Annotated in this window: 14 protein-coding genes; 9 read left to right on the plus strand and 5 right to left on the minus strand. The window is 72.9% G+C overall.

Going from position 1 to position 20,137, the window contains the following annotated elements:
• Positions 1-92 precede the first annotated feature (92 nt).
• Positions 93-1,538, minus strand: coding sequence for a cation:dicarboxylate symporter family transporter (locus tag ACO03V_RS00005; protein WP_367733074.1), 1,446 nt, complete (start codon positions 1,536-1,538; stop codon positions 93-95).
• Between the two features lie 137 nt (positions 1,539-1,675).
• On the opposite strand from ACO03V_RS00005, the gene ACO03V_RS00010 reads away from it, so the two are divergent.
• Positions 1,676-3,295 (plus strand): sensor histidine kinase, encoded by a 1,620-nt coding sequence (locus ACO03V_RS00010; protein WP_367733072.1) that lies wholly within the window; start codon positions 1,676-1,678, stop codon positions 3,293-3,295.
• Positions 3,292-3,969 (plus strand): response regulator, encoded by a 678-nt coding sequence (locus ACO03V_RS00015; RefSeq protein WP_367733070.1) that lies wholly within the window; start codon positions 3,292-3,294, stop codon positions 3,967-3,969. Before ACO03V_RS00010 ends, ACO03V_RS00015 begins: the two co-directional genes overlap by 4 nt.
• Positions 3,970-4,160: 191 nt before the next feature.
• On the opposite strand, the gene ald is transcribed toward ACO03V_RS00015, so the two are convergent.
• On the minus strand, positions 4,161-5,246 hold the full coding sequence (gene ald, locus ACO03V_RS00020; RefSeq protein WP_423136129.1) for an alanine dehydrogenase: 1,086 nt from the start codon (positions 5,244-5,246) through the stop codon (positions 4,161-4,163).
• Between the two features lie 152 nt (positions 5,247-5,398).
• Between ald and ACO03V_RS00025 the strand changes: the two genes are divergently transcribed.
• A complete protein-coding gene (locus tag ACO03V_RS00025; RefSeq protein ID WP_367733068.1) occupies positions 5,399-5,872 on the plus strand; it encodes an Lrp/AsnC family transcriptional regulator in 474 nt (157 codons plus the stop codon).
• 11 nt (positions 5,873-5,883) lie between these two features.
• On the opposite strand, the gene mmuM is transcribed toward ACO03V_RS00025, so the two are convergent.
• The 3 genes from mmuM to ACO03V_RS00040 all read right to left on the minus strand — a co-directional run bounded on the left by mmuM (position 5,884) and on the right by ACO03V_RS00040 (position 8,541).
• Positions 5,884-6,747, minus strand: coding sequence for a homocysteine S-methyltransferase (gene mmuM, locus ACO03V_RS00030; RefSeq protein WP_423136130.1), 864 nt, complete (start codon positions 6,745-6,747; stop codon positions 5,884-5,886).
• Positions 6,744-7,250, minus strand: a complete 507-nt coding sequence (locus tag ACO03V_RS00035) for a MarR family winged helix-turn-helix transcriptional regulator (RefSeq protein WP_367733064.1) — start codon at positions 7,248-7,250, stop codon at positions 6,744-6,746. The genes mmuM and ACO03V_RS00035 overlap by 4 nt, the downstream gene beginning before the upstream one ends.
• 292 nt (positions 7,251-7,542) lie before the next feature.
• Positions 7,543-8,541, minus strand: a complete 999-nt coding sequence (locus ACO03V_RS00040; protein ID WP_423136131.1) for a LacI family DNA-binding transcriptional regulator — start codon at positions 8,539-8,541, stop codon at positions 7,543-7,545.
• Positions 8,542-8,719: 178 nt separating this feature from the next.
• On the opposite strand from ACO03V_RS00040, the gene ACO03V_RS00045 reads away from it, so the two are divergent.
• From ACO03V_RS00045 to ACO03V_RS00070, 6 genes are all read left to right on the plus strand, one after another.
• The gene (locus ACO03V_RS00045; RefSeq protein ID WP_367733060.1) at positions 8,720-10,000 is read left to right on the plus strand and encodes an extracellular solute-binding protein; all 1,281 of its coding nucleotides are present in this window, start codon (positions 8,720-8,722) and stop codon (positions 9,998-10,000) included.
• Between the two features lie 67 nt (positions 10,001-10,067).
• Positions 10,068-10,985 (plus strand): carbohydrate ABC transporter permease, encoded by a 918-nt coding sequence (locus ACO03V_RS00050; RefSeq protein ID WP_423136132.1) that lies wholly within the window; start codon positions 10,068-10,070, stop codon positions 10,983-10,985.
• Positions 10,982-11,866 (plus strand): carbohydrate ABC transporter permease, encoded by an 885-nt coding sequence (locus ACO03V_RS00055; RefSeq protein WP_367733056.1) that lies wholly within the window; start codon positions 10,982-10,984, stop codon positions 11,864-11,866. Before ACO03V_RS00050 ends, ACO03V_RS00055 begins: the two co-directional genes overlap by 4 nt.
• A 6-nt stretch (positions 11,867-11,872) precedes the next feature.
• Positions 11,873-14,194 carry a glycoside hydrolase family 3 N-terminal domain-containing protein gene (locus ACO03V_RS00060; protein ID WP_367733054.1) on the plus strand — a complete coding sequence of 774 codons (2,322 nt, stop codon included), beginning with the start codon at positions 11,873-11,875 and terminating at the stop codon, positions 14,192-14,194.
• A 646-nt stretch (positions 14,195-14,840) separates the two neighbouring features.
• Positions 14,841-16,376 (plus strand): deoxyguanosinetriphosphate triphosphohydrolase family protein, encoded by a 1,536-nt coding sequence (locus ACO03V_RS00065; protein WP_367733052.1) that lies wholly within the window; start codon positions 14,841-14,843, stop codon positions 16,374-16,376.
• Positions 16,377-17,203: 827 nt separating this feature from the next.
• Entirely contained in the window at positions 17,204-20,089 is a 2,886-nt protein-coding gene (locus ACO03V_RS00070; RefSeq protein WP_423136133.1) for an immunoglobulin-like domain-containing protein, read from the plus strand.
• Positions 20,090-20,137 lie beyond the last annotated feature (48 nt).

A 20,137-nucleotide genomic window follows, 5' to 3' on the forward strand; every position in this document is an offset into this window, starting at 1 on the left:
TCGCACGCAGGGCGGGCGCTCCTGCCCGGACCCGGCACCGGGGCGTCGTACGCACGCCTCGCGCTCCGCCCCCGCCGGGGTGTGGAGCAGACTCACGAACGGCTCCGCGTGATGGCCTCCGCCTCGGCCTGGGCGCGGAAGGTGTTCAGCGCACGGGTGTCGACGGGACCGGCGCCGACCTCGGCGGACGCCTCCTCCTTGGCATCCGCGGCCGTGTTGACCGAGCCGTGGTCGTCGCCGCCCAGGGTGCTCTCGTCGAACGGCACGGTGCCGGCGAGCACCTGGCGGACGCGCTCGGCGTCGTACTCCTTGGTCCAGACGCCGATCAGCATGGTCGCCACCGCGTTGCCGGTGAAGTTGGTGACGGCGCGGGCCTCGGACATGAAGCGGTCGATGCCGACGATGACGCCGACGCCGTCCAGCAGGTCGGGGCGGTAGGCCGACAGGCCGCCCGCGAGGGTCGCCAGGCCCGCACCGGTGACACCGGCAGCGCCCTTCGAGGCGATGATCATGAAGATCATGAGGCCGATCTGCTCGCCGATCGACATGGGCGAGCCCATGGCGGTGGCGATGAAGAGGGAGGCCATCGTGAGGTAGATCGCGGTGCCGTCGAGGTTGAAGGAGTAGCCGGTCGGGACGGTGATGCCGACGACGGGCTTCGAGACGCCGAGGTGCTCCATCTTCGCGATCAGGCGGGGCAGCGCGGCCTCGGACGACGAGGTGCCGACGATGAGGAGGTACTCGCGGCCGAGGTACTTCATGAGGGTGAAGATGTTGACGCGCGTCACGGCGAACAGCAGCACGCCCAGCACCACGGCGATGAAGAGGAAGCACGTGATGTAGAACGCGCCCATCAGGATGCCGAGGCTGATGACGGCCTGGAAGCCGGTCTTGCCGACGACGGCGGCGATGGCGCCGAACGCACCGATCGGCGCGAGCCACAGGATCATGCCGAGGATGCGGAAGACCAGCACCTGGAAGTTGCGGATGCCCTCGACCATGCGCGCACCGCGCTCGCCCATACGCTGCAGCGCGAAGCCGACGAGCAGGGCGATGAACAGCACCTGGAGGATGCTGCCGCCGGTGAAGGCGGAGAAGAACGTGGTGGGGATGATGCCGAGGATGAAGTCCTGGGTGGTGGTCGGCTCGGCGGGCGCCTCGTAGGTGGCCCCCGCGATGTTCAGGCCCTCACCCGGGTGGATGATGTTGCCGACGACGAGGCCGATGATCAGGGCGAACGACGACATGACGAGGAAGTACGCCATCGCCAGGCCGCCGATCTTGCCGACCGTGGATGCCTTGGCGATCGAGCCGATGCCGACGACGATCGTGCAGAAGATGACCGGGGCGATCATCATCTTGATGAGGTTGACGAAGCCCTTGCCGATCGGCTCGAGGGCGGTGGCGAAGGCCGGGGCCACGAGGCCGACGACGATGCCGGCGACGACGGCCACGATGACCAGGATGTAGAGCCAGTGATTGCGGTCGATCTTCTTGCGGGGCCGACCGTCGCGAGTGGTGCGGAGTGAGAGAGCCATCAGCGCCTTTCCCCTCTTCCTAACGTCTTCGTTGAGTCCGGCGGGGCCGCCGGGCGATGTGACGACTGTGGCCGAGGGCGAGCCCCCCGGCGATTTGTGGTCGTATTGTTCACGGCAGGCGCAGAGAGGCGGGTGACGTGCGACTGAGTGTGGGTGGGCGACTGGCTCTGGTGTCGCTGGGCGTCGTCGTGCTGGTCGCCGGCGTGCTCGCGGCGCTCCTGTCGCTGCAGCTGAGCGACTCCGGTCAGCGCCAGGCCGAGACCGTGACCCGGTCCGTCGCCGAGACCCTCGCGCACGAGCCCGACGTGGCCCTGCTCGTCGAGGCGGGCGACTCCGACGCCCTGCAGCCGATGGTCGAGTACATCCTCGCCGACGCGGGGCTGTCGTTCGTGACGATCATGACGCCCGACGGCATCCGGCTCACCCACCGCAACCGCTCCGAGATCGGCGAGCAGTACCTCGGCTCCCGGGAGGAGGCGCTGGCGGGCGAGACGTTCACCGAGACCTATCGCGGCACGCTCGGCCTCTCCGTACGCACGATCGCGCCGATCCGCGCCGACGGGGTCGAGGACGGGCCCATCGTCGGACTGGTGTCGGTGGGCGTGACCCTGGGCGCCGTGCAGCAGGACCTCGCCGCCCGGGTGCCGCTCATCGTCGCGGCATCCACCGCCATCGTCGGGTTCGGGGTGCTGGGCGCCGTCTACGTCCGTCGGAGCGCCCGCCGGGTGACCGGGTCGTACACGCCCGCCGAGCTGGCGCGGCTCGTGCAGAGCTACGAGACGGTGCTGCACTCGCTGCGCGAAGGGCTCGTCGTGACCGACGGGGCGGGGCGCATCGTGCTCTACAACGACGAGGCGGCCGACCTGCTCGGCCTGCCCCCCGCGACCGCCGGGCAGGTGCCGCTGGACCCGTCGGAGGTGGGGATGGACGCCTCGCTCGCCGAGGCCATCTCGGCGGGACGCCGCATGGTCGAGGAGACCGTCGTCAACGGGGACCGGGTCCTGCTGGTGAACCAGGAGGAGGCCCGGGACCTGGAGGGACGCCGCGCGCCCCAGCGCGGACACGTGATGACGCTGCGCGACCGGTCCGAGCTGCAGGCCCTCCTCGGCGAGCTGGAGGGGGTCCGCACGCTCAGCGAGACGCTCCGCTCCCAGACCCACGAGCACGGCAACCGCCTGCACGCCATCTGGGCGCTCATCGAGCTCGGACGTCTCGACGACGCGCGGCGTCTCATCGAGGCGTCCACCGGCGAGCGCCAGGGCCTCGCCGACCGGCTCGTGTCCGACGACGAGGACGCGGTGGTCGTCGCGCTGCTGCTCGGCAAGCTCGACGAGGCCGCCGAGCGCGGCGTGCGGCTCGACCTCGACGTCGCCGAGCCGACCCCCGCGCTGCCCCTCGCGGCGGCGGAAGCGGTGACGGTCGTCGGCAACCTCGTGGACAACGCCCTCGACGCCGCAGCGGCCGGGCCGACCCCCCGGTGGGTGCGAGTGGCGCTCCGCGCCGGCGGCGGCGACGTGGCGCTCGAGGTGAGCGACAGCGGCGGCGGCTTCGACCCGTCCCTGGAGGACCCGTTCGCGTTCGGCGCGTCGACCAAGGCCGGGCACACCCCCGGGGGTCGCGGGGTGGGCCTCGCCCTCGTCCGCGACATCGTCACCGCGCACGGCGGGACGCTGCGCATCGACGCCGACCCCACGACGGTGCGGGTGTTCCTGCCGGAGGTGGCCGCCGTCGCCGCCGGCGAGGAGGTGCGGCCATGATCCGTGTGCTTGTCGTCGACGACGACGCCCTCGCGCTCGAGCTGCACACCGCGTACGTCGGTCGGGTGCCCGGGTTCGAGGTCGTCGGCCAGGCGTCGGGTGCCCGGGCGGCGCTGACCGCCATCGCCGACCCCGAGCGGGCGATCGACCTCGTCCTGCTCGACATGACGATGCCCGACGGGGCCGGGCTCGACGTCGCGCGCCGTGCGCGGGCGATGGGTGCCGGGGCGGACATCATCGCCGTCACGGCCGTGCGCGACGCCGCGACGGTCCGTGCCGCCGTCTCGACCGGGGTCGTGCACTACCTCATCAAGCCGTTCACGTTCACCGCGTTCCGCGAGAAGCTCGAGGCCTACCGCACCTACGTCGACGGCCTGCATCGCGCGCAGGGCGACGCGACGCAGTCCGAGGTCGACGCCCTCTTCGGCTCGCTGCGGACGGTGGCCCCCGCGCTGCCCAAGGGACTGAGCGACGAGACGCTGCAGGCGGTCGCCGAGCGGGTCCGGACCGCGGCCGGGGCGGTGTCGTCGACCGAGGTCGGGGAGACGCAGGGCATGTCCCGCGTCACCGCCCGCCGGTACCTCGAGCACCTCGCCGACGTCGGCCGCGTGCGCCGGGAGCCCCGCTACGGCGGTCCCGGGCGCCCAGAGATCACCTACGCCTGGGTGCGCTGAGCCCCGCCGCTCGTGGGGCTCTCCCCCCTGCCGGGCTCTCTCCCCTGCCGGACTCCCCCCCTGCCGGGCTCTCCCACGTGCCGTGACGTGGCGCAGATGCACGCCCCCAGGGCCCCACGGCGTACATCTGCGACCAGTCAGCGCCCGAGGGGTCTCGCGGAGGAGACGGGGCGCGGCATCCCGAGCCTGCCTCAGAGGCCGAAGGCCGCCTGCACGCCCTCGTTGACGACGACGCCCGCACGGACGTTGAGCCCCTTGGCGAGGGCGGGATCGACGGATGCCGCGCGCTCCCAGCCGGCGTCCGCGATACGCGCGATGTAGGGCAGGGTCGCGTTGGACAGCGCCCGGGTCGAGGTGTGCGGAACGGCACCCGGCATGTTCGCCACGCAGTAGTACAGCGCGTCGTGGACGCGGAAGGTCGGCGCGTCATGGGTGGTGGGGCGCGAGTGCTCGAAGCAGCCGCCCTGGTCGATGGCGATGTCGACGAGGACCGAGCCGGGGCGCATCGCCGCGACCATGTCGCCGGTGACGAGCTTCGGGGCGGCCGCGCCCGGGATGAGGACCGAGCCGATGACGAGGTCGGCGTCGGCGACCTGCTCGGCGATCTCGAGGCGGGTCGACGCGCGGGTCTCGATCGCGCCGCCGAAACGCTCCTCGAGCTGCCGGAGCTTGGGCAGCGAGATGTCCACCACGGTCACGCGGGCGCCGAGGCCGAGGGCGTTCGCCGCAGCGTGCTCGCCCGCGACACCGCCGCCGATGACGACGACCTTCGCCTTGGGCGTCCCGGGCACGCCGCCGGGGAGCAGACCGCGCCCGCCCGACGCGCGCAGCAGGTGGTGCGCGCCCTCGACGATCGAGAGGCGTCCGGCGACCTCGCTCATGGGCGCGAGCAGCGGCAGCGCGCGGTCGGGGGTCTGCACGGTCTCGTAGGCGACGGCGGTGGTGCCGGCGGCCCTGAGGGCGTCGGTGAGCGGGCGGTCCGCGGCCAGGTGCAGGTAGGTGAAGAGGGTGAGGTCGTCGCGGAGGTGACCGTACTCGGCCGCGATGGGCTCCTTGACCTTCACGAGCAGCTCGGCGCGGGCCCAGGTCTCGTCGGCGGTCGCCACGATCTCCGCGCCGGCCGCACGGTACTGCGCGTCGGCGAAGCCGCTGCCCTCGCCGGCCCCCGCCTGCACGAGCACCTCGTGGCCGCGGGCGACGAGCGCGTCGACGCCGGCGGGCGTCATCGCGACGCGGTTCTCGTTGTTCTTGATCTCTGCGGGGACGGAGACGCGCATCATTCCTCCTGCGTGGGCGGCGTTGCCGGAAGAATCGCAGAATGGAGTGTTTCCTCGGCGTTACACCGAAGATCCTTCGACAGGATGCCGCCGGTCAGGCGTATCGTCGGATCCCAACACCTCCCGCGCCCGCTCCGACCGAAGGATCTGCGATGGCCGACGACGACCTGCATCCGCACGACGAGCGGATCATCGCGATGCTCTCCGCCGACGCCCGGATGACGAACGCCGCTCTGGCCGAGGCCCTCGGCGTGGCCCCGTCGACCGCGCACGCGCGGGTGCGTTCGCTGGTCGAGCGCGGGCTCATCACCGGCTTCCACGCCGCCGTGGACCAGAGCCGGCTCGGCCGCGGACTGCAGGCCATCGTCGGCGTCACCCTGCGGCCCGGACAGCGCCAGGAGAGCATCCGCGCCTTCGCGCACGAGATCCGCCGGCATCCCGACGTCATCCAGCTGTTCTTCCTCGGCGGCGCCGACGACTTCCTCGTGCACATCGCCGTCGACGACTCCTCCGCGGTGCGCCGGTTCGTCGTCGACCACCTCTCGGCGCGGCACAGCGTCGCCTCCACGCGGACGAGCATCATCTTCGAGTACCACCGCAACGCGCTCGCAGCCGATTTCGACTGAGCGCGCGCCGGTCAGGCGCGGACGGCCGCGGCGAGCGCCGCGATGTCCGCCGGGGTCGTCCGGCAGCAGCCGCCGACCAGGCGCGCGCCGGCGCCCACCCACTCCGCCGCCGTCGCCGCGACGGCCCCGCCGTCTCCGTGCCAGAAGCGGGTGGCGGCATCCCATCGCTCCCCGCTGTTCGGGTAGGCGACGAGCGGGATGCCGCCCGGTGCGGCACGCAGGGCGGGGGCGACGCTCGCGGGGGCGCAGCAGTTGACCCCGACCGCCACGACGCCGTCTCCCGACGCCGCGGTGCGGAGGGCCGCCCCCAGCGCACCCGGGGCGCCGAAGCCGGTGCTGTCGGCCGACAGGCTGAGGAAGGACGGCACGCCGAGCCCGTCCAGCTCCGCGACCACCGCCTCGACCTCGAGCGGCGAGGGCAGGGTCTCGATCGCGAGGACGTCGGCCCCGGCGTCGGCCAGGACGTGCAGGCGGCGACGGTGGCGACGGCGGAGTTCGTCGACGTCGAGCCCGTAGTCCCCCGTGTACTCGCTGCCGTCCGCGCGGAGGGCGCCGAGGGGACCGACCGATGCCGCGACCCACGGCGTTCCGGACTCGCGGGCGAGGGTCACCGACCGGACGAGGAGCTGCTCGACGGCGTCATCCGGGATCGCCCCGTCGAAGCCGAGCTGGTAGGAGGACGTGATGGCCACCTCGGCACCCGCGTCGACGAAGGCCGCGTGGGCGGAGCGGATCTCGTCGGGGTCGTCGCGCAGGACGCGTGCGGACCACAGCGACGAGGACACGTCGTTGCCGCGCGCGGCGAGCAGCGTGCCGAGTCCCCCGTCGAGGACGACGGGGCGCACGGCCAGGGCGCGGGAGAGGTCGCCGCTCATACCTCGTGCGTCTCGCCGGCGGCGAGGACGCGAAGGGTGCGGGCCAGGAGCGCCTGGTCGGCGCGGCTGATGTCGCGCAGGGCGTCGGCCTCGAGCCGGACGAGCTCGGTCATGGCCGCGTCGACCCGCTCGATGCCCTCGGGGGTGATCGCGACGAGGATGGCGCGGCCGTCCGACGGGTTGGGGCGGCGGTGGACGAGCCCGCGGTCCGCGAGCTTGTCGAGGCGGTTCGTCATGGCTGCGCTGCCGATCATCGTCGCCGCGATGAGGCGGGTGGCGCTGAGCTCCGTCCCGGAGCGGCGCAGGGCGGCGAGGACGTCGAACTCCCACACGGCGATGTCGGCGGCGGCGAAGGCCTTCGCGCGGAGCTTCGCCAGGTGCCACGACGCGCGCCGCAGGCGGGACATCACGTCGAGCGGGGTGAGGTCGACATCGGGCAGCAGCTGCGACCACGCGTCGATGAGGAGATCGACCTCGTCGTCCTTCCCACTGGTACTCGGCATGGCATCGACGCTACCGGAGCCGCCGGGGGTCGAGGACCATGCGGGGCCGTGGTGGCGCGGGTGTGGGGCGGCGCTGACTTGGCGCAGATGCACGCCGCGGGGCCTCCCTCGCGTGCGTTTGCGCCAAGTCAGCGCCAGGCGGGCAGCGGCGGGGCCGTGAGTTGGCGCAGATGTACGCGGCGGGGCCTCCCGCGCGTACATGTGCGCCAAGTCAGCGCCGGTGGGAGGCGGGGGAGGCAGGAGGGGGGGGAGGCAGGAGGGGGGGGGAGGCAGGAGGGGGGAGGGGGCGGGGTCAGCGCGCGGGCGGCGGCGCGGTCGTGCCGCGCGCGACGAGCCGGGTGGGCAGCTGGATGTGCGTCTCGTCCAGCTCCTCCCCCGCCAGCAGCGCCAGCACCATCCGGACGGCCTCGCCGCCCAGCCGCTGCATGGGCTGCCGCACGGTCGTCAGCCCCGGCTGGGCGCGCGCGGCCTCGGGGACGTCGTCGAAACCGACGACCGACAGGTCCTCGGGCACGCGCAGCCCGCGTTCGGCGGCGACCTGCACGATGCTGAGGGCCGACAGGTCGTTCGCCGCGAACACCGCGGTGGGCGGGTCGGCGAGCGAGAGCATCGCGTGCGCGGCCTCGCGGGCGACGTCCTTCTCGTAGCGGCCGACTCCCACGAGCGCGGGGTCGAAGGGGATGCCGGCGGCGGCGAGCGCCTCCCGGTACCCGGACGCGCGGGCGACGGCCGAACGCAGGTCGGGGCGGCCCGCGATGAACCCGATGCGGCGATGGCCGAGCTGCGCGAGGTAGTGCACCGCCTGCTGCGCGCCGGTGAAGCTGTCGGACTCGACGGTGGGCACGTCGCCGCGGCCGGTGTGCGGGTCGATCGCGACGATGGGCACCTCCCCGGCGATGTTGACCACCGTCGGGGTGACGATGATCGCCGCGTCGATGAGCGTCCCGCTCAAGCGGCTGAGCGAGCGCCGCTCCCACCCCTCGCCCTCGCGGCGGGACGCGGTGTAGGCGAGCAGGTCGTACCCGGTGTCCGACAGCGCCGCGCCGACCCCCTTGAGGATCTCCGCCGAGAACGGCTCGATGTCGGCGACGAGCACGCCCACCACGCCGGTGCGGCGCGAGCGCATGCTGCTCGCGACGAGGCTGGACTCGTAGCCGAGCTCGCGGACGACGTCCAATACCCGTCCCACGGTCTCGGGCGACACCCCGTAGCGCCCGTTGACGGCTTTGGACACCGTGGCCACCGAGACACCGGCAGCCGCGGCGACGTCGTGGATGGTGGCTCGCCTCATGGCATCCGACCCTAGCGTGGAAATCATTTTCGAAAACGTTTGACGACCCACCCGCGCCGGGTCACACTGCTCAGACCCGGACCACAGCAGAGCCGGGTCAGTGAACGGACGGCAGAGCAGCCGACACCACCGGAGCGTCCCTCGCGGACGCACCTCGACGAAGAGAGACGGGAATCACATGAACACCAGGAAGACCCTCGCCGGCGCGGCCCTCGCGGCCGTCGGCGTGCTGGCCCTCGGCGGATGCGCCGGCACGGGCGGCGACAGCGGCGACGGCTCGACGCTGACCCTGTGGCACAACTCCACGACCGGCGACGGCAAGAAGTACTGGGAGGACACCGCGGCGGCGTTCGAGGCCGCGAATCCCGGTGTGACGATCGAGATCCAGGCGATCCAGAACGAGGAGATGGACGGCAAGCTGCAGACCGCCCTCAACTCCGGCGACGCCCCCGACATCTTCATGGCCCGCGGCGGCGGCAAGCTCGCCGACATCGTCGAGGCGGGACAGGCCATGGACCTGACCGACAAGATCTCCGACGAGGCGTCCTCCGCCCTCGGCAGCTCGCTCGGCGCGTTCGAGGTCGACGGCAAGAACTACGGGATGCCGGTGGCCGTGCTCCCCTCGGGCATCTTCTACTCGCAGGACCTCCTCACCGCCGCCGGCGTGACCGCCCCTCCCACGAGCATCGAGGAGCTGGAGGCCGCCGACGAGCAGCTGCGCGCCAGCGGCGTCGCCCCGATCGCGGTCGGCGCGAAGGACGCGTGGCCCGCCGCGCACTGGTACTACAACTTCGCGCTCCGCGCCTGCTCGCAGGACGTGCTCGACGCGGCGGCGGAGAGCCGCAGCTTCGACGACGAGTGCTGGCTGGAGGCGGGCGAGAACCTGCAGTCCTTCCTCGAGACGCAGCCGTTCAACGAGGGCTTCCTCACCACGGCCGCGCAGCAGGGCGCCGGATCCTCCGCCGGCCTGCTGGCGAACAAGCAGGCCGCGATGGAGCTCATGGGCGCCTGGAACCCCGGCGTGATCGCGTCGCTGACGCCCGACGAGCAGCCCCTCCCCGACCTCGGCTGGTTCCCCTTCCCCGAGGTGGACGGCGGCGACGGCGAGCCCGGCGCGATCATGGGCGGCGTCGACGGCTACTCCTGCTGGGTCAATGCCCCCGAGGCCTGCCCCGACTTCCTGAACTTCCTCGTCGAGCAGGAGAACCAGGAGCGGTACGCCGACGCGTTCCAGACGCTGCCCGCCTCCAGCGAGGCGACCGGCGCGGTCACCACCCCCGCGCTGCAGTCCGTGCTCGAGGCCTACACCGACGCCCCCTACGTCGTCGTCTGGCTCGACACCCTCTACGGCCAGAACGTCGGCAACGCGCTGAACGTCGCCGTGGTCGACATGTTCGCCGGCAAGAGCGGTCCCCAGGACATCGTCGACGCCGTCAACGCGGCCGCCGCGCGCTCCTGAGGAGAACGACCATGACCAGCGTGCGCCCACCGCTCGCCCCCGCCCCGGACGCCGCCGGTCGCCGCCCGTGCGTCATCGACGCGAGAACTGGCGGATCCGCGGCGAGCTCGCGATCCTGCTCGGCCCCGCGCTGGTGGTGTTCGTCTCGTTCGTCATCCTGCCGGTCGCCCTCGCCGCCTACTACGGCTTCTACAGCTGGTCGGGCTTCGGCACCCCCGTCGACTTCGTCGGCATCCGCAACTACGTCACGATCCTCACGGACCCGGCCTTCCACGAGGCGCTCGGCCACAACGGCTTCATCGTCGTCGGTTCTCTCGTCCTGCAGGGTCCCCTCGCGCTCGGTCTCGCGCTGCTGCTGAACCGCAAGATGCGGGCGCAGTCGCTCATCCGCGTGCTGATCTTCGTGCCCTACGTCATCTCCGAGGTCGTCGTCGGCCTCGGCTGGGGACTGATGCTGCAGTCGGGCGGGGCGCTCAACGGCGCCCTCGAGAACATCGGCCTCGGCTCCCTCCGCGCCGACTGGATCTCCGACCCGGCCCTGGCCATCTGGACCCTGCTCATCATCATCACGTGGAAGTACATCGGCTTCGCCGTGATCCTCTTCCTCGCGGGCCTGCAGGGCATCCCGGAGGAGCTGCCGGAGGCCGCCGCCATCGACGGAGCGTCCTACTGGCAGATCCAGCGGCACATCGTGCTCCCGCTGATGGGACCGACGATCCGCATCTGGGCCTTCCTCTCCATCATCGGATCGCTGCAGCTGTTCGACCTCGTCTGGATCATCTGGGGCCAGTACGTCGCGTCGACCGCGGGCACCTCGACGATGGCCACCTACATGGTCGCCAACGGCCGCAACGCCGGCAGCTTCGGCTACGGCAGCGCCGTGGCGGTCGTCATGTTCCTCATCTCGCTCGCCGTCGCCCTCGTCTACCAGCGCTTCGTCCTGCGCCGCGACACGGCCGGCGCCCTCACGGGAGGCACCAAGTGACCGCCACCGCCACCCTCGTCGCCCCCAAGGCGCCCCGGTCCGTCCGGCGCGCCCCGGCCGGCCGCCGCCGCTCCACCTCCGTCGTCGTGGGCTTCGTCGCCCTGGTGCTGATCGGGCTGATGCTCGCCCCCGTGGCGTTCATCATCCTCGGCGGGTTCCGGTCGAACGCCGAGATCACGGTCGACCCGGCCGGGTTCCCGACCCGGTGGAACTGGGAGAACTACGTCGACGTCCTCGCCAGCAGCGCGTTCTGGGGCCAGGTCGCCAACTCCACCATCGCGGCCGTCGCCACGACGGTGTTCGTCGTCGCCCTCGGTCTGATGGCCGCCTACGCCCTCGCCCGCTACCGCTTCCGCGGGCGGGGCGCCGTGTACGCGCTGTTCACCGCGGGGCTGATGTTCCCGATGACCGTGGCCATCACGCCGCTCTACATCCTCGTGCGCAACCTGGGACTGACGAACTCCCTCGTCGGCGTCATCGTGCCGCAGATCGCCTTCGCCCTGCCCATCACGGTGATCATCCTGTCGCCGTTCCTCGCCGCGATCCCGAAGGAGCTGCAGGAGGCCGCGTCCATCGACGGGCTCGGCCGGCTGGGCTTCTTCTGGCGCATGGTGCTGCCGCTGGCCGTCCCGGCGATCGTGACCGTCGGCATCCTCGCCTTCGTCAACAGCTGGAACTCGTACATGCTCCCGCTGTTCATCCTCAACAACGAGGCCGCCTACACCCTGCCGCTCGGCACGCAGGCGTTCGCCTCGCAGTACTCCGTCGACACCGCACGCGTGCTCGCGTTCACCTCGCTGTCGATGATCCCCGCTCTGGTGTTCTTCAGCCTGTTCGAGCGTCGGATCGTCGGCGGTCTCACCGGCGCCGTGAAGGGCTGACCCGCCATGACCATCCACACCACCGACGTCGGCGCTGCCCTCGGCCCGGGGACCTCCGACCGCGTGCGAGCGCTCCTCGCCGACATGACCCTCGACGAGAAGCTCGCGCAGCTCGTCGGCTACTGGGTCGATCAGGGCGACGAGGTCGTCGCGCCGCTGGCCGGCGAGAAGGTCACCACCACGGCCTACGCGGACGCGACCGTGCACGGGCTGGGCCACCTCACCCGCGTCTACGGCACCCGCCCCGTCGACCCGGTCGAGCGCGCCGCCTGGCTGTGGGGCGAGCAGCGGCGGCTCGTCACCGAGACGCGCCTGGGCATCCCCGCGCTCGTCCACGAGGAGTGCCTCACCGGCTTCGCCGCGTGGCAGGCCGCCACCTTCCCCACCCCGCTCGCCTGGGGCGCGTCGTTCGACCCGGATGCCGTCGAGCTCATGGCATCCACGATCGGGCGCTCCATGCGCGAGCTCGGGGTCCATCAGGGCCTCGCGCCCGTGCTCGACGTGATCCGCGACCCCCGCTGGGGACGCGTCGACGAGTGCATCGCCGAGGACCCGTACGTCGTCGGCACGATCGGCACGGCCTACGTCCGCGGACTGCAGGCGGCCGGCGTGCACGCCACCCTCAAGCACTTCGTGGGCTACTCGGCCTCGCGCGCCGGGCGCAACCACGCCCCGGTCAGCGCCGGACCGCGCGAGCTGCAGGACGTGTTCCTGCCGCCGTTCGAGATGGCCGTCCGCGACGGCGGCGTCCGCAGCGTCATGAACTCGTACACCGAGATCGACGGCGTCCCCGTCGCCTCGTCCGGGGACCTCCTCACCGACCTGCTCCGGCGCCGCTGGGGCTTCGACGGGACCGTCGTGTCCGACTACTACGCGGTCGAGTTCCTGCGCTCCATGCACGGCGTCGCCGGCTCGCTCGGCGAGGCCGCGCAGCTCGCCCTCGAGGCCGGCATCGACGTCGAGCTCCCCGGCGCTGACGCCTACCCGCACCTCGTCGAGCGGGTGGCATCCGGCGCCCTCCCGGAGGCCGTCGTCGACCGGGCCGTCGCCCGCGTGCTGGCCGAGAAGGAGGACCTGGGACTCCTGGATGCCGCCTTCGACGACGCCCCGACCACCGTCGACCTCGACGACCCCGAGCACCGGGCCCTCGCGCGGCGGATCGCGGAGGAGTCCGTCGTCCTGCTCCGCAACGACGGCGACCTACTCCCCCTCGCCCCGTCGACGCGGATCGCCGTCATCGGCCCGAACGCCGACAGCGCCGAGGCGCTGATGGGCTGCTACTCCTTCGCGAACCACGTGCTCGCGCACCACCCCGGCACCCCGCTCGGCTTCGACATCCCGACGGTGCGGGCGGCGCTGTCCGCCCGCTTCGCGGACACCGCGTTCGCGGAGGGATGCGGAGTGGAGGGGACGGATGCCACGGGCATCGACGCCGCGGCATCCCTCGCCCGTGACGCCGACGTCGCGATCGTCGTCGTCGGCGACCGGGCCGGCCTCTTCGGCCGCGGCACCGTCGGCGAGGGGAACGACGCCGACTCGCTCGAGCTGCCCGGCGTGCAGCGGCAGCTCGTCGAGGCCGTCGTCGCCACCGGCACCCCGGTGGTGCTCGTGCTGCTGACCGGACGCCCGTACGCGCTCGGCTGGGCGCTCGACGGCGCGGAGGGTCCCGCCGCGGTGCTGCAGGCGTTCTTCCCCGGCGAGGAGGGCGGGCCGGCTCTCGCCGCCCTCGTGACCGGGGATGCCACCCCCTCCGGGCGTCTGCCCGTCTCGCTGCCGCGCGCGGCCGGGGCTCAGCCGTACTCGTACCTCCACCCGATCCTCGGCGGACCGTCCGGCGTGACGAGCACCGACCCGACGCCGGTGCGGCCGTTCGGGTTCGGCCTGTCGTACACGACGTTCGCGCGCGCGGGCTTGGCGGTCGACGGGGTTCCCGCCGGGACGGACGCCGAGGTGCGGGCGGGCGACGCGTTCGCCGTGTCCGCCCGGGTGACCAACACGGGTGCCGTGCGCGGCGCGGACGTCGTGCAGGTGTACGCGCACCGCCCGGTCGCGAGCGTCACCCGGCCCGTCGTGCAGCTGCTGGCCTACGCCCGCGTCGAGCTCGACCCGGGTGAGAGCGCGGAGGTGCGGTTCACCGTGCCCGCGTCGCGCCTGGCCTACAGCGACCGTTCGCTCCGCCGGGTCGTGGAGCCCGGCGAGGTGGAGGTGCGCGTCGGCGCCTCGTGCGCCGACGTCGATGCCGCCGCGACGCTGCGCATCACCGGCCCGACGTACGAGCTGACCGCCGACGATGCGCGCGTCGTCGACGTGGAGGTGCGGCGGGGCTGAGGCGGCGGCCCGGGCCTCGGTCCGGGCCTCCGGGGCGGGCCGCCGGTCCGGGCCTCGGTCCGGGCCTCGTCGAACTCCGGAGTTCTGCCGGGGCGGCGTGCCTCGGTCCGGGCCTCGGTCCGGGCCTCGGTCCGGGCCTCGCCGAACTCCGGAGTTCTGCCGGGGCGGCGTGCTCCGGTCCGGGCCTCGCCGGGGCGGGCCGCCGGTCCGGGCCTCGCCGAACTCCGGAATTCTGCCGGGCCCGGTGTGCCGGGCTCCGGAGGAACAGCGGCGACGCCTGCCACGGCAGCCCTTCTGGTCGCGGCGAGCGCGGGTTCTCCGGAGTTCGGCCCGCCGTGACCCCGTGGCCCCCTCCCCCGGGCCATACCCCGCAGATCTCAGGAGTTCGGCGAGGGCGCCCGCGGGCTGCAGCCCCGGCCGCCGACGCCGGACGTCGCAGAACTCAGGAGTTCGGCGAGGGCGCCTGCGGGCTGCAGCCCCGGCCGCCGACGCCGGACGTCGCAGATCTCAGGAGCTCGGCGAGCGGGCCCACGGCCGCCGGCGACTGCGCGCGGCGTCCCGCGGAGACGCGCCCCGGCACGGAGCACCGGCCGGAACCCGCGGGCGGGTTAGCGTGGTCCGACACCACCGCCGCGAGAGGACCGGGATGACCCTGCACCACGAGACATCGCCCTCGACGGAGCCGCGGGAGGGCGGCATCCCGGATCCCGCCGCCGCCCGCGTCTACGAGGACCGCGACGACGTCCCGGGAGACCCGTGGTCGATCGATCTGGAGCGCATCCAGTTCTCTCCCTACTTCTCGCGGCTGTCGGCCGTGACGCAGGTGGTGTCACCGTCCATCTCGGGCGCGCCCGTGCACAACCGCCTCACGCACACCCTCAAGGTCAGCGCGATCGCCCGCGTCGTGGCCCTGCAGCTGAACACGCGGGCACGCGACGCGGGCGCGGCGGACGTCTGCAACGCCACCGTGGTCGAAGCGGCGGCCTACGCCCACGACCTCGGTCACCCGCCGTTCGGCCATCTGGGCGAGATGACGCTGAACCGTCTCGCCCGCACCGAGCTGGGCCTCGCGGACGGCTTCGAGGGCAACGCGCAGACCTACCGCATCCTCACCGCCCTCGACGTCATCGAGACCGCGCCCCGCGGGCTGAACCTCACCGCGGCCGTGCGGGCGGCGTCGGCGAAGTACCCCTGGGCGCCGTCGGCGTCGGCGAGCGAGATCGAGCGGAACGGGCCACCCCGTGGCATCCGTCGTGAGCCCGACGGCGCCTACCGGGTGCACAAGTACTCCGCCTACGACCTCGACCTCGAGGACCTCGACGCCGCCCGGGGAGGAGTGGATGCCGAGCCCCTGCGCCAGAGCATCGAGGGCGCCGTGATGGACCTGGCCGACGACATCGCGTACTCGGTGCACGACGTCGACGACTTCTATCGGGCCGGCATCCTGGATCACGCCCCCATCGCGGCGGAGTTCCGCGGGTGGCTCGACGACGTGCTCGAGTGGCGGGAGCGCGACGACGCCGAGGTGCGCGCCGAGCTCGCGCCGGGCGCCGGATTGGAGCGCCTCCGCCGCAAGATGCGCCGCGACGACCCATGGATCGCCGACGACGAGGCCTTCCTCGCCGCGGTGAGCGACGTGGATGCCGAGATGGTGACCGACCTGCTCGCCCGGCCGTTCGACGGCTCGCTCACCGCCGAGCGCCGGCTCGCCGCCTTCACCGACCGGTGGATCCGCCGCTTCCAGGAGTCCGCGCGGCTGCGGCCGGTCGACACCCCGCGGGCGGGTCCGGTCGTTCTGTCGCCGTGGGCGTGGCATCACGTCGAGGTCCTGAAGTTCGTCCACAAGCGGTTCGTGCTCAGCCGTCCCGACCTCGCGGTCCAGCAGCGCGGGATGAGCCGGATCCTCGCGCGGTCGGTGCGCGCGCTCGGCGAGTGGCTCGACGACGACCTCGACCGCGCCCGCACCCCGCGGCGCCTGCGGGAGCTCATCGCGCTCGCCCGCGAGCAGTACGCCACGCTGCCGGCCGAGCGGCGCCCCACCGACGGGGAGGCCGACGCGCTCGCCCGGTCGCGCGGGATCGTCGACTACGTCGCGTCGCTGACCGACGCGCAGGCGTTCGCGCTGTCCGAGGCGATCTCGGGCCGCGCGGACCGGCTGTGGGCGCTGGGGCAGCGGCTGTAGGGGGCGTGGGCGCGCGGGGTGGTTCGCCGTTCGCGTCGTCGCGTCGACGTGAGTGGCCCCGGGGCCACACAGCGCGCCCCGGGGCCACGCACGGTCGACCGCTCAACGCCGCGGGCCGGGCCGCGTGCGTCGCCGGGGTGCGTCGCCGTTCGCGTCGCCGCTTTCATGTAAACGGCCCCGGGGCCACACAGCGCGCCCCGGGGCCACGCACGGTCGACGGCTCGACGCCGCGGGCCGGGCCGCGTGCGTCGCCGGGGTGCGTCGCCGTTCGCGTCGCCGCTTCGACGCCGCACCGAACGCGGGCTCGGGGCGCGAGTGGGGCGCGTCATGTGCAGCGGGGCGAGCACCGACCGCCCCGGTGCACGGCAGGCGCCCCGATCCCGCCGGGCCGCGGCCGGTGCACGGCAAGCGCCCCGATCCCGGCGGGCCGCGGCCGGTGCACGGCAAGCGCCCCCCATCCCGCCGGGCCGCCCCGGTGCACGGCGAGCGCCCCGATCCCGGCGCCCCGCAGCCGGTGCACGGCCGCCGCCCCGTGCCCCGCGACCACCCCGCGGGGGCCCGCGCAGCGCGCTGCGTTTTCCGTCCGGACCAGGTCCGCTCGTCCTTGACACGTCCCTCGCGCGCGCCCTACCGTGAAGTCACCGGTTGTTCCCGGTAACAACACAGCCCCTCGACCGCAGCCGCGGTCACCGAAGACCGCGATGACGCGTGTTCTCCGGCGCTCGAGACGTCGCCGTCCGGGCGCGAAGATGCCGCATCGCGTCGACCGAGAGCAAGGACGCCCGCCAATGCGCACGCGCACACGTTCACCCCTGTGGAGAAGAGGTGTGGCCGCTGCGGCCGCGCTGACGCTCACGATGACCGGCCTGGGAGCGGCGACCACCGCCGCACAGGCCGCGACCGGCCCGCAGCCCCTCCTCCACTACTCCTTCGACGCCATCGCCGGCGCCACGGTCTCCGACGTCAGCGGCAACGGCTACAACGCCACCCTCCGGCAGAACGGCGGCTCCGTCACCGGCGGCAGCCTGTCGCTCCCGGGCGGCGCGGCGAACACCGCGGCCTACCTCGACATCCCCACTGCGGGCCTCGTCGGCAAGAAGGACCTCACCATCTCGACGTGGCTGTCCCCCCGTTCGGGCAACGGCAACGTCGCCGCGGCCTTCATCGGTGCACCCGTGGCATCCGGCGCCTCCTTCTCGTCCGGCTACTGGCTGCTCAACCCCGCCAACCCCAGCGGCTACGTCAAGTCCGTCGTCACGAACAGCGTCAACGCGGGTGCCCCGTGGGGCACCGAGGTCGGCCCGGGCGCGACGAACACCGCCACCGCCGGCGCCCGCACCCCCGCCGGCCTGAGTCTCTACACGACCGTCATCAGCGGCACCACCGGCCAGCTGAGCGTCTACATCAACGGCACGCGCATCGCGCAGAACGCCATCAGCCGCGACGTCGCCTCCTTCGGTCAGAGCCTGGTCTCGTACCTCGGACGCTCCACCTACAACGACCCCGGCTGGAACGGCCTCGTCGACGACTTCGCCATCTATTCGTCGGCCCTCACCGAGAGCGACGTGAAGGCCCTCTACAACGCCCAGGCGCTCGACCGCGCCGTGGCCGGCGTGACCGTCCCGACGAACGCGACGGCGAACTTCACCGTCCCGACGACCAGCGCCGGGGCCACCGTCTCGTGGGCGTCCGACAACGCGGCGATCTCCGTCAACGGCAGCACCGCCACCGTGACCCGCCCGGCCGCCGGCGCGGGCGACGCCTCGGTCACTCTGACGGCGACGTTCACCGTCGGCTCCGACACCCGCACCCAGACCTACCGCGTGACGGTACCGCAGCAGCTCACCGACGCCGAGAAGGTGTCGCGCGACCTCGCCGCGCTGTCCATCCGCAACCTCGACAACATCCGCGGCAACTTCTCGGTGTCCACCGCGGGCGCGCAGGGTTCCACGATCACCTGGGCGGTCACCGCCGGATCGGCCAACGCCGCGCTGCGCGACGGCGTTCGCGCGGACTCGCGCACCGTCGAGGTCAAGCGTCCGGCCGCGGGCTCCCCCGCCGCCGAGGTGCAGCTGACCGCCACCGCCGTCAACGGCGGCGCGACCTCGAGCCGCACGTTCGCCGCACGCATCCAGCCGATGCCCGGCGCGTCGGATGAGACGGAGGCGTACTTCTGGACGTTCTTCACCGGCGAGGGTCAGGGCGCCGAGCGCGTCAGCATCGCGGCATCCAAGGGCAACGACGCGCTCACGTGGAACACCCTCAACCAGGGCCAGCCGATCTTCACCTCGACCGTCGGCACGCAGGGTCTGCGCGACCCGTTCATCATCCGCGCCCCGCACGGCGACAAGTTCTACATGATCGCCACCGACCTCAAGGTCGACGGTCTGGCGGGCGGCTTCACCACCGCGCAGATCTCCGGCTCGACGTACATCGAGGTGTGGGAGTCGGACGACCTGGTGACCTGGTCCGAGCAGCGGCACGTCAAGGTGTCCTCGGACTTCGCGGGCAACACCTGGGCGCCCGAGGCGTACTGGGACGAGGAGCTCGACACCTTCGTCGTGTTCTGGGCGTCCAACCTGTACCCGACCACGAAGGTGGCCGACCGGACCGGCGTCACCTACAACCGCATGATGTACGCCACGACCGACGACTTCGTGACCTTCTCGGACGCGAAGATCTGGAGCGACGTGCGCCGTGGCAACGGTCTGGGCCTCATCGACTCGACCGTGGCGAAGAAGGACGGCGTCTACCACCGCTTCACCAAGGACGAGGCGAGCATGACGATCCGCCACGAGAAGTCCACGGACCTCACCGCCACCATCACCGGCACCCTGCCCGGCACCACCGGCGCCGCGGACCAGTGGACCCTCGTCGAGGAGCGCGTCGCCAGCGGCCTGCCCAACGGGGAGCCCGGCGGCACGTACTCCAGCGGTGAGGGCGCGAACATCTTCGCGGCCAACGAGGGCGACGTGAACAACCTCGACTGGTTCCTCTTCATCGACCAGCCGAACTACCACGGCGGCCCGAACCACTACGTCCCGTTCGGCACGAACGACCTCGACCGGGCCGGCACGTGGCAGGCGCTCGGCGGCAAGCTCCGTCAGGGCCTGCCGCAGAACGCCGACGGCGGAAAGCCCCGTCACGGCACGGTCATCCCGGTGACCCGCGCCGAGTACCAGAAGGTGCTCGAGGCCTACGCGCCGAACATCGCGGTGAAGACCGTGGATGCCATCGACGTGACCACCGACGCCGGCACCGCCCCGGTGCTCCCCCAGGCTCGCCTGACCAAGGCCGACGGCTCGGTGCAGACCGTCGACGTGGCGTGGGAGGCCGTGGATGCCGCGAAGTACTCCACCGCGGGGACGTTCACGGTCGCCGGTGTCGCGCAGGACGACTCGCGGATGCCGGTGGAGGCCACCGTCACCGTCCGTCCCGTCGTCAAGGTGCAGCTCTCGGCCGAGGCGCGCTGCGTCGCCGGCAAGGCGCAGCTGGTGCTCCGGGCCGTCAACGGCGGCGACACCGCGGCATCCCTGACGCTGTCGACCGCCTACGGCTCGAAGTCGGTCACCGTCGCCGCCGGAGCGACCACCTCGGCCACGTTCACCACGCGCGCCGCCACGGTGCCCGCGGGTGAGGCCAAGGCCGCCGTCACGCAGGGCTCGGCGACGGCGACGGTCACCGCCGCCTACGCCGCCCGCACCTGCGGCTGATCCCGCACCCGCTGCCGTGAGGCGGCGCGAGAGGCCCCGGTGGTCCGC

Source organism: Microbacterium sp. HMH0099 (assembly GCF_049384025.1).
GTDB lineage: Bacteria > Actinomycetota > Actinomycetes > Actinomycetales > Microbacteriaceae > Microbacterium.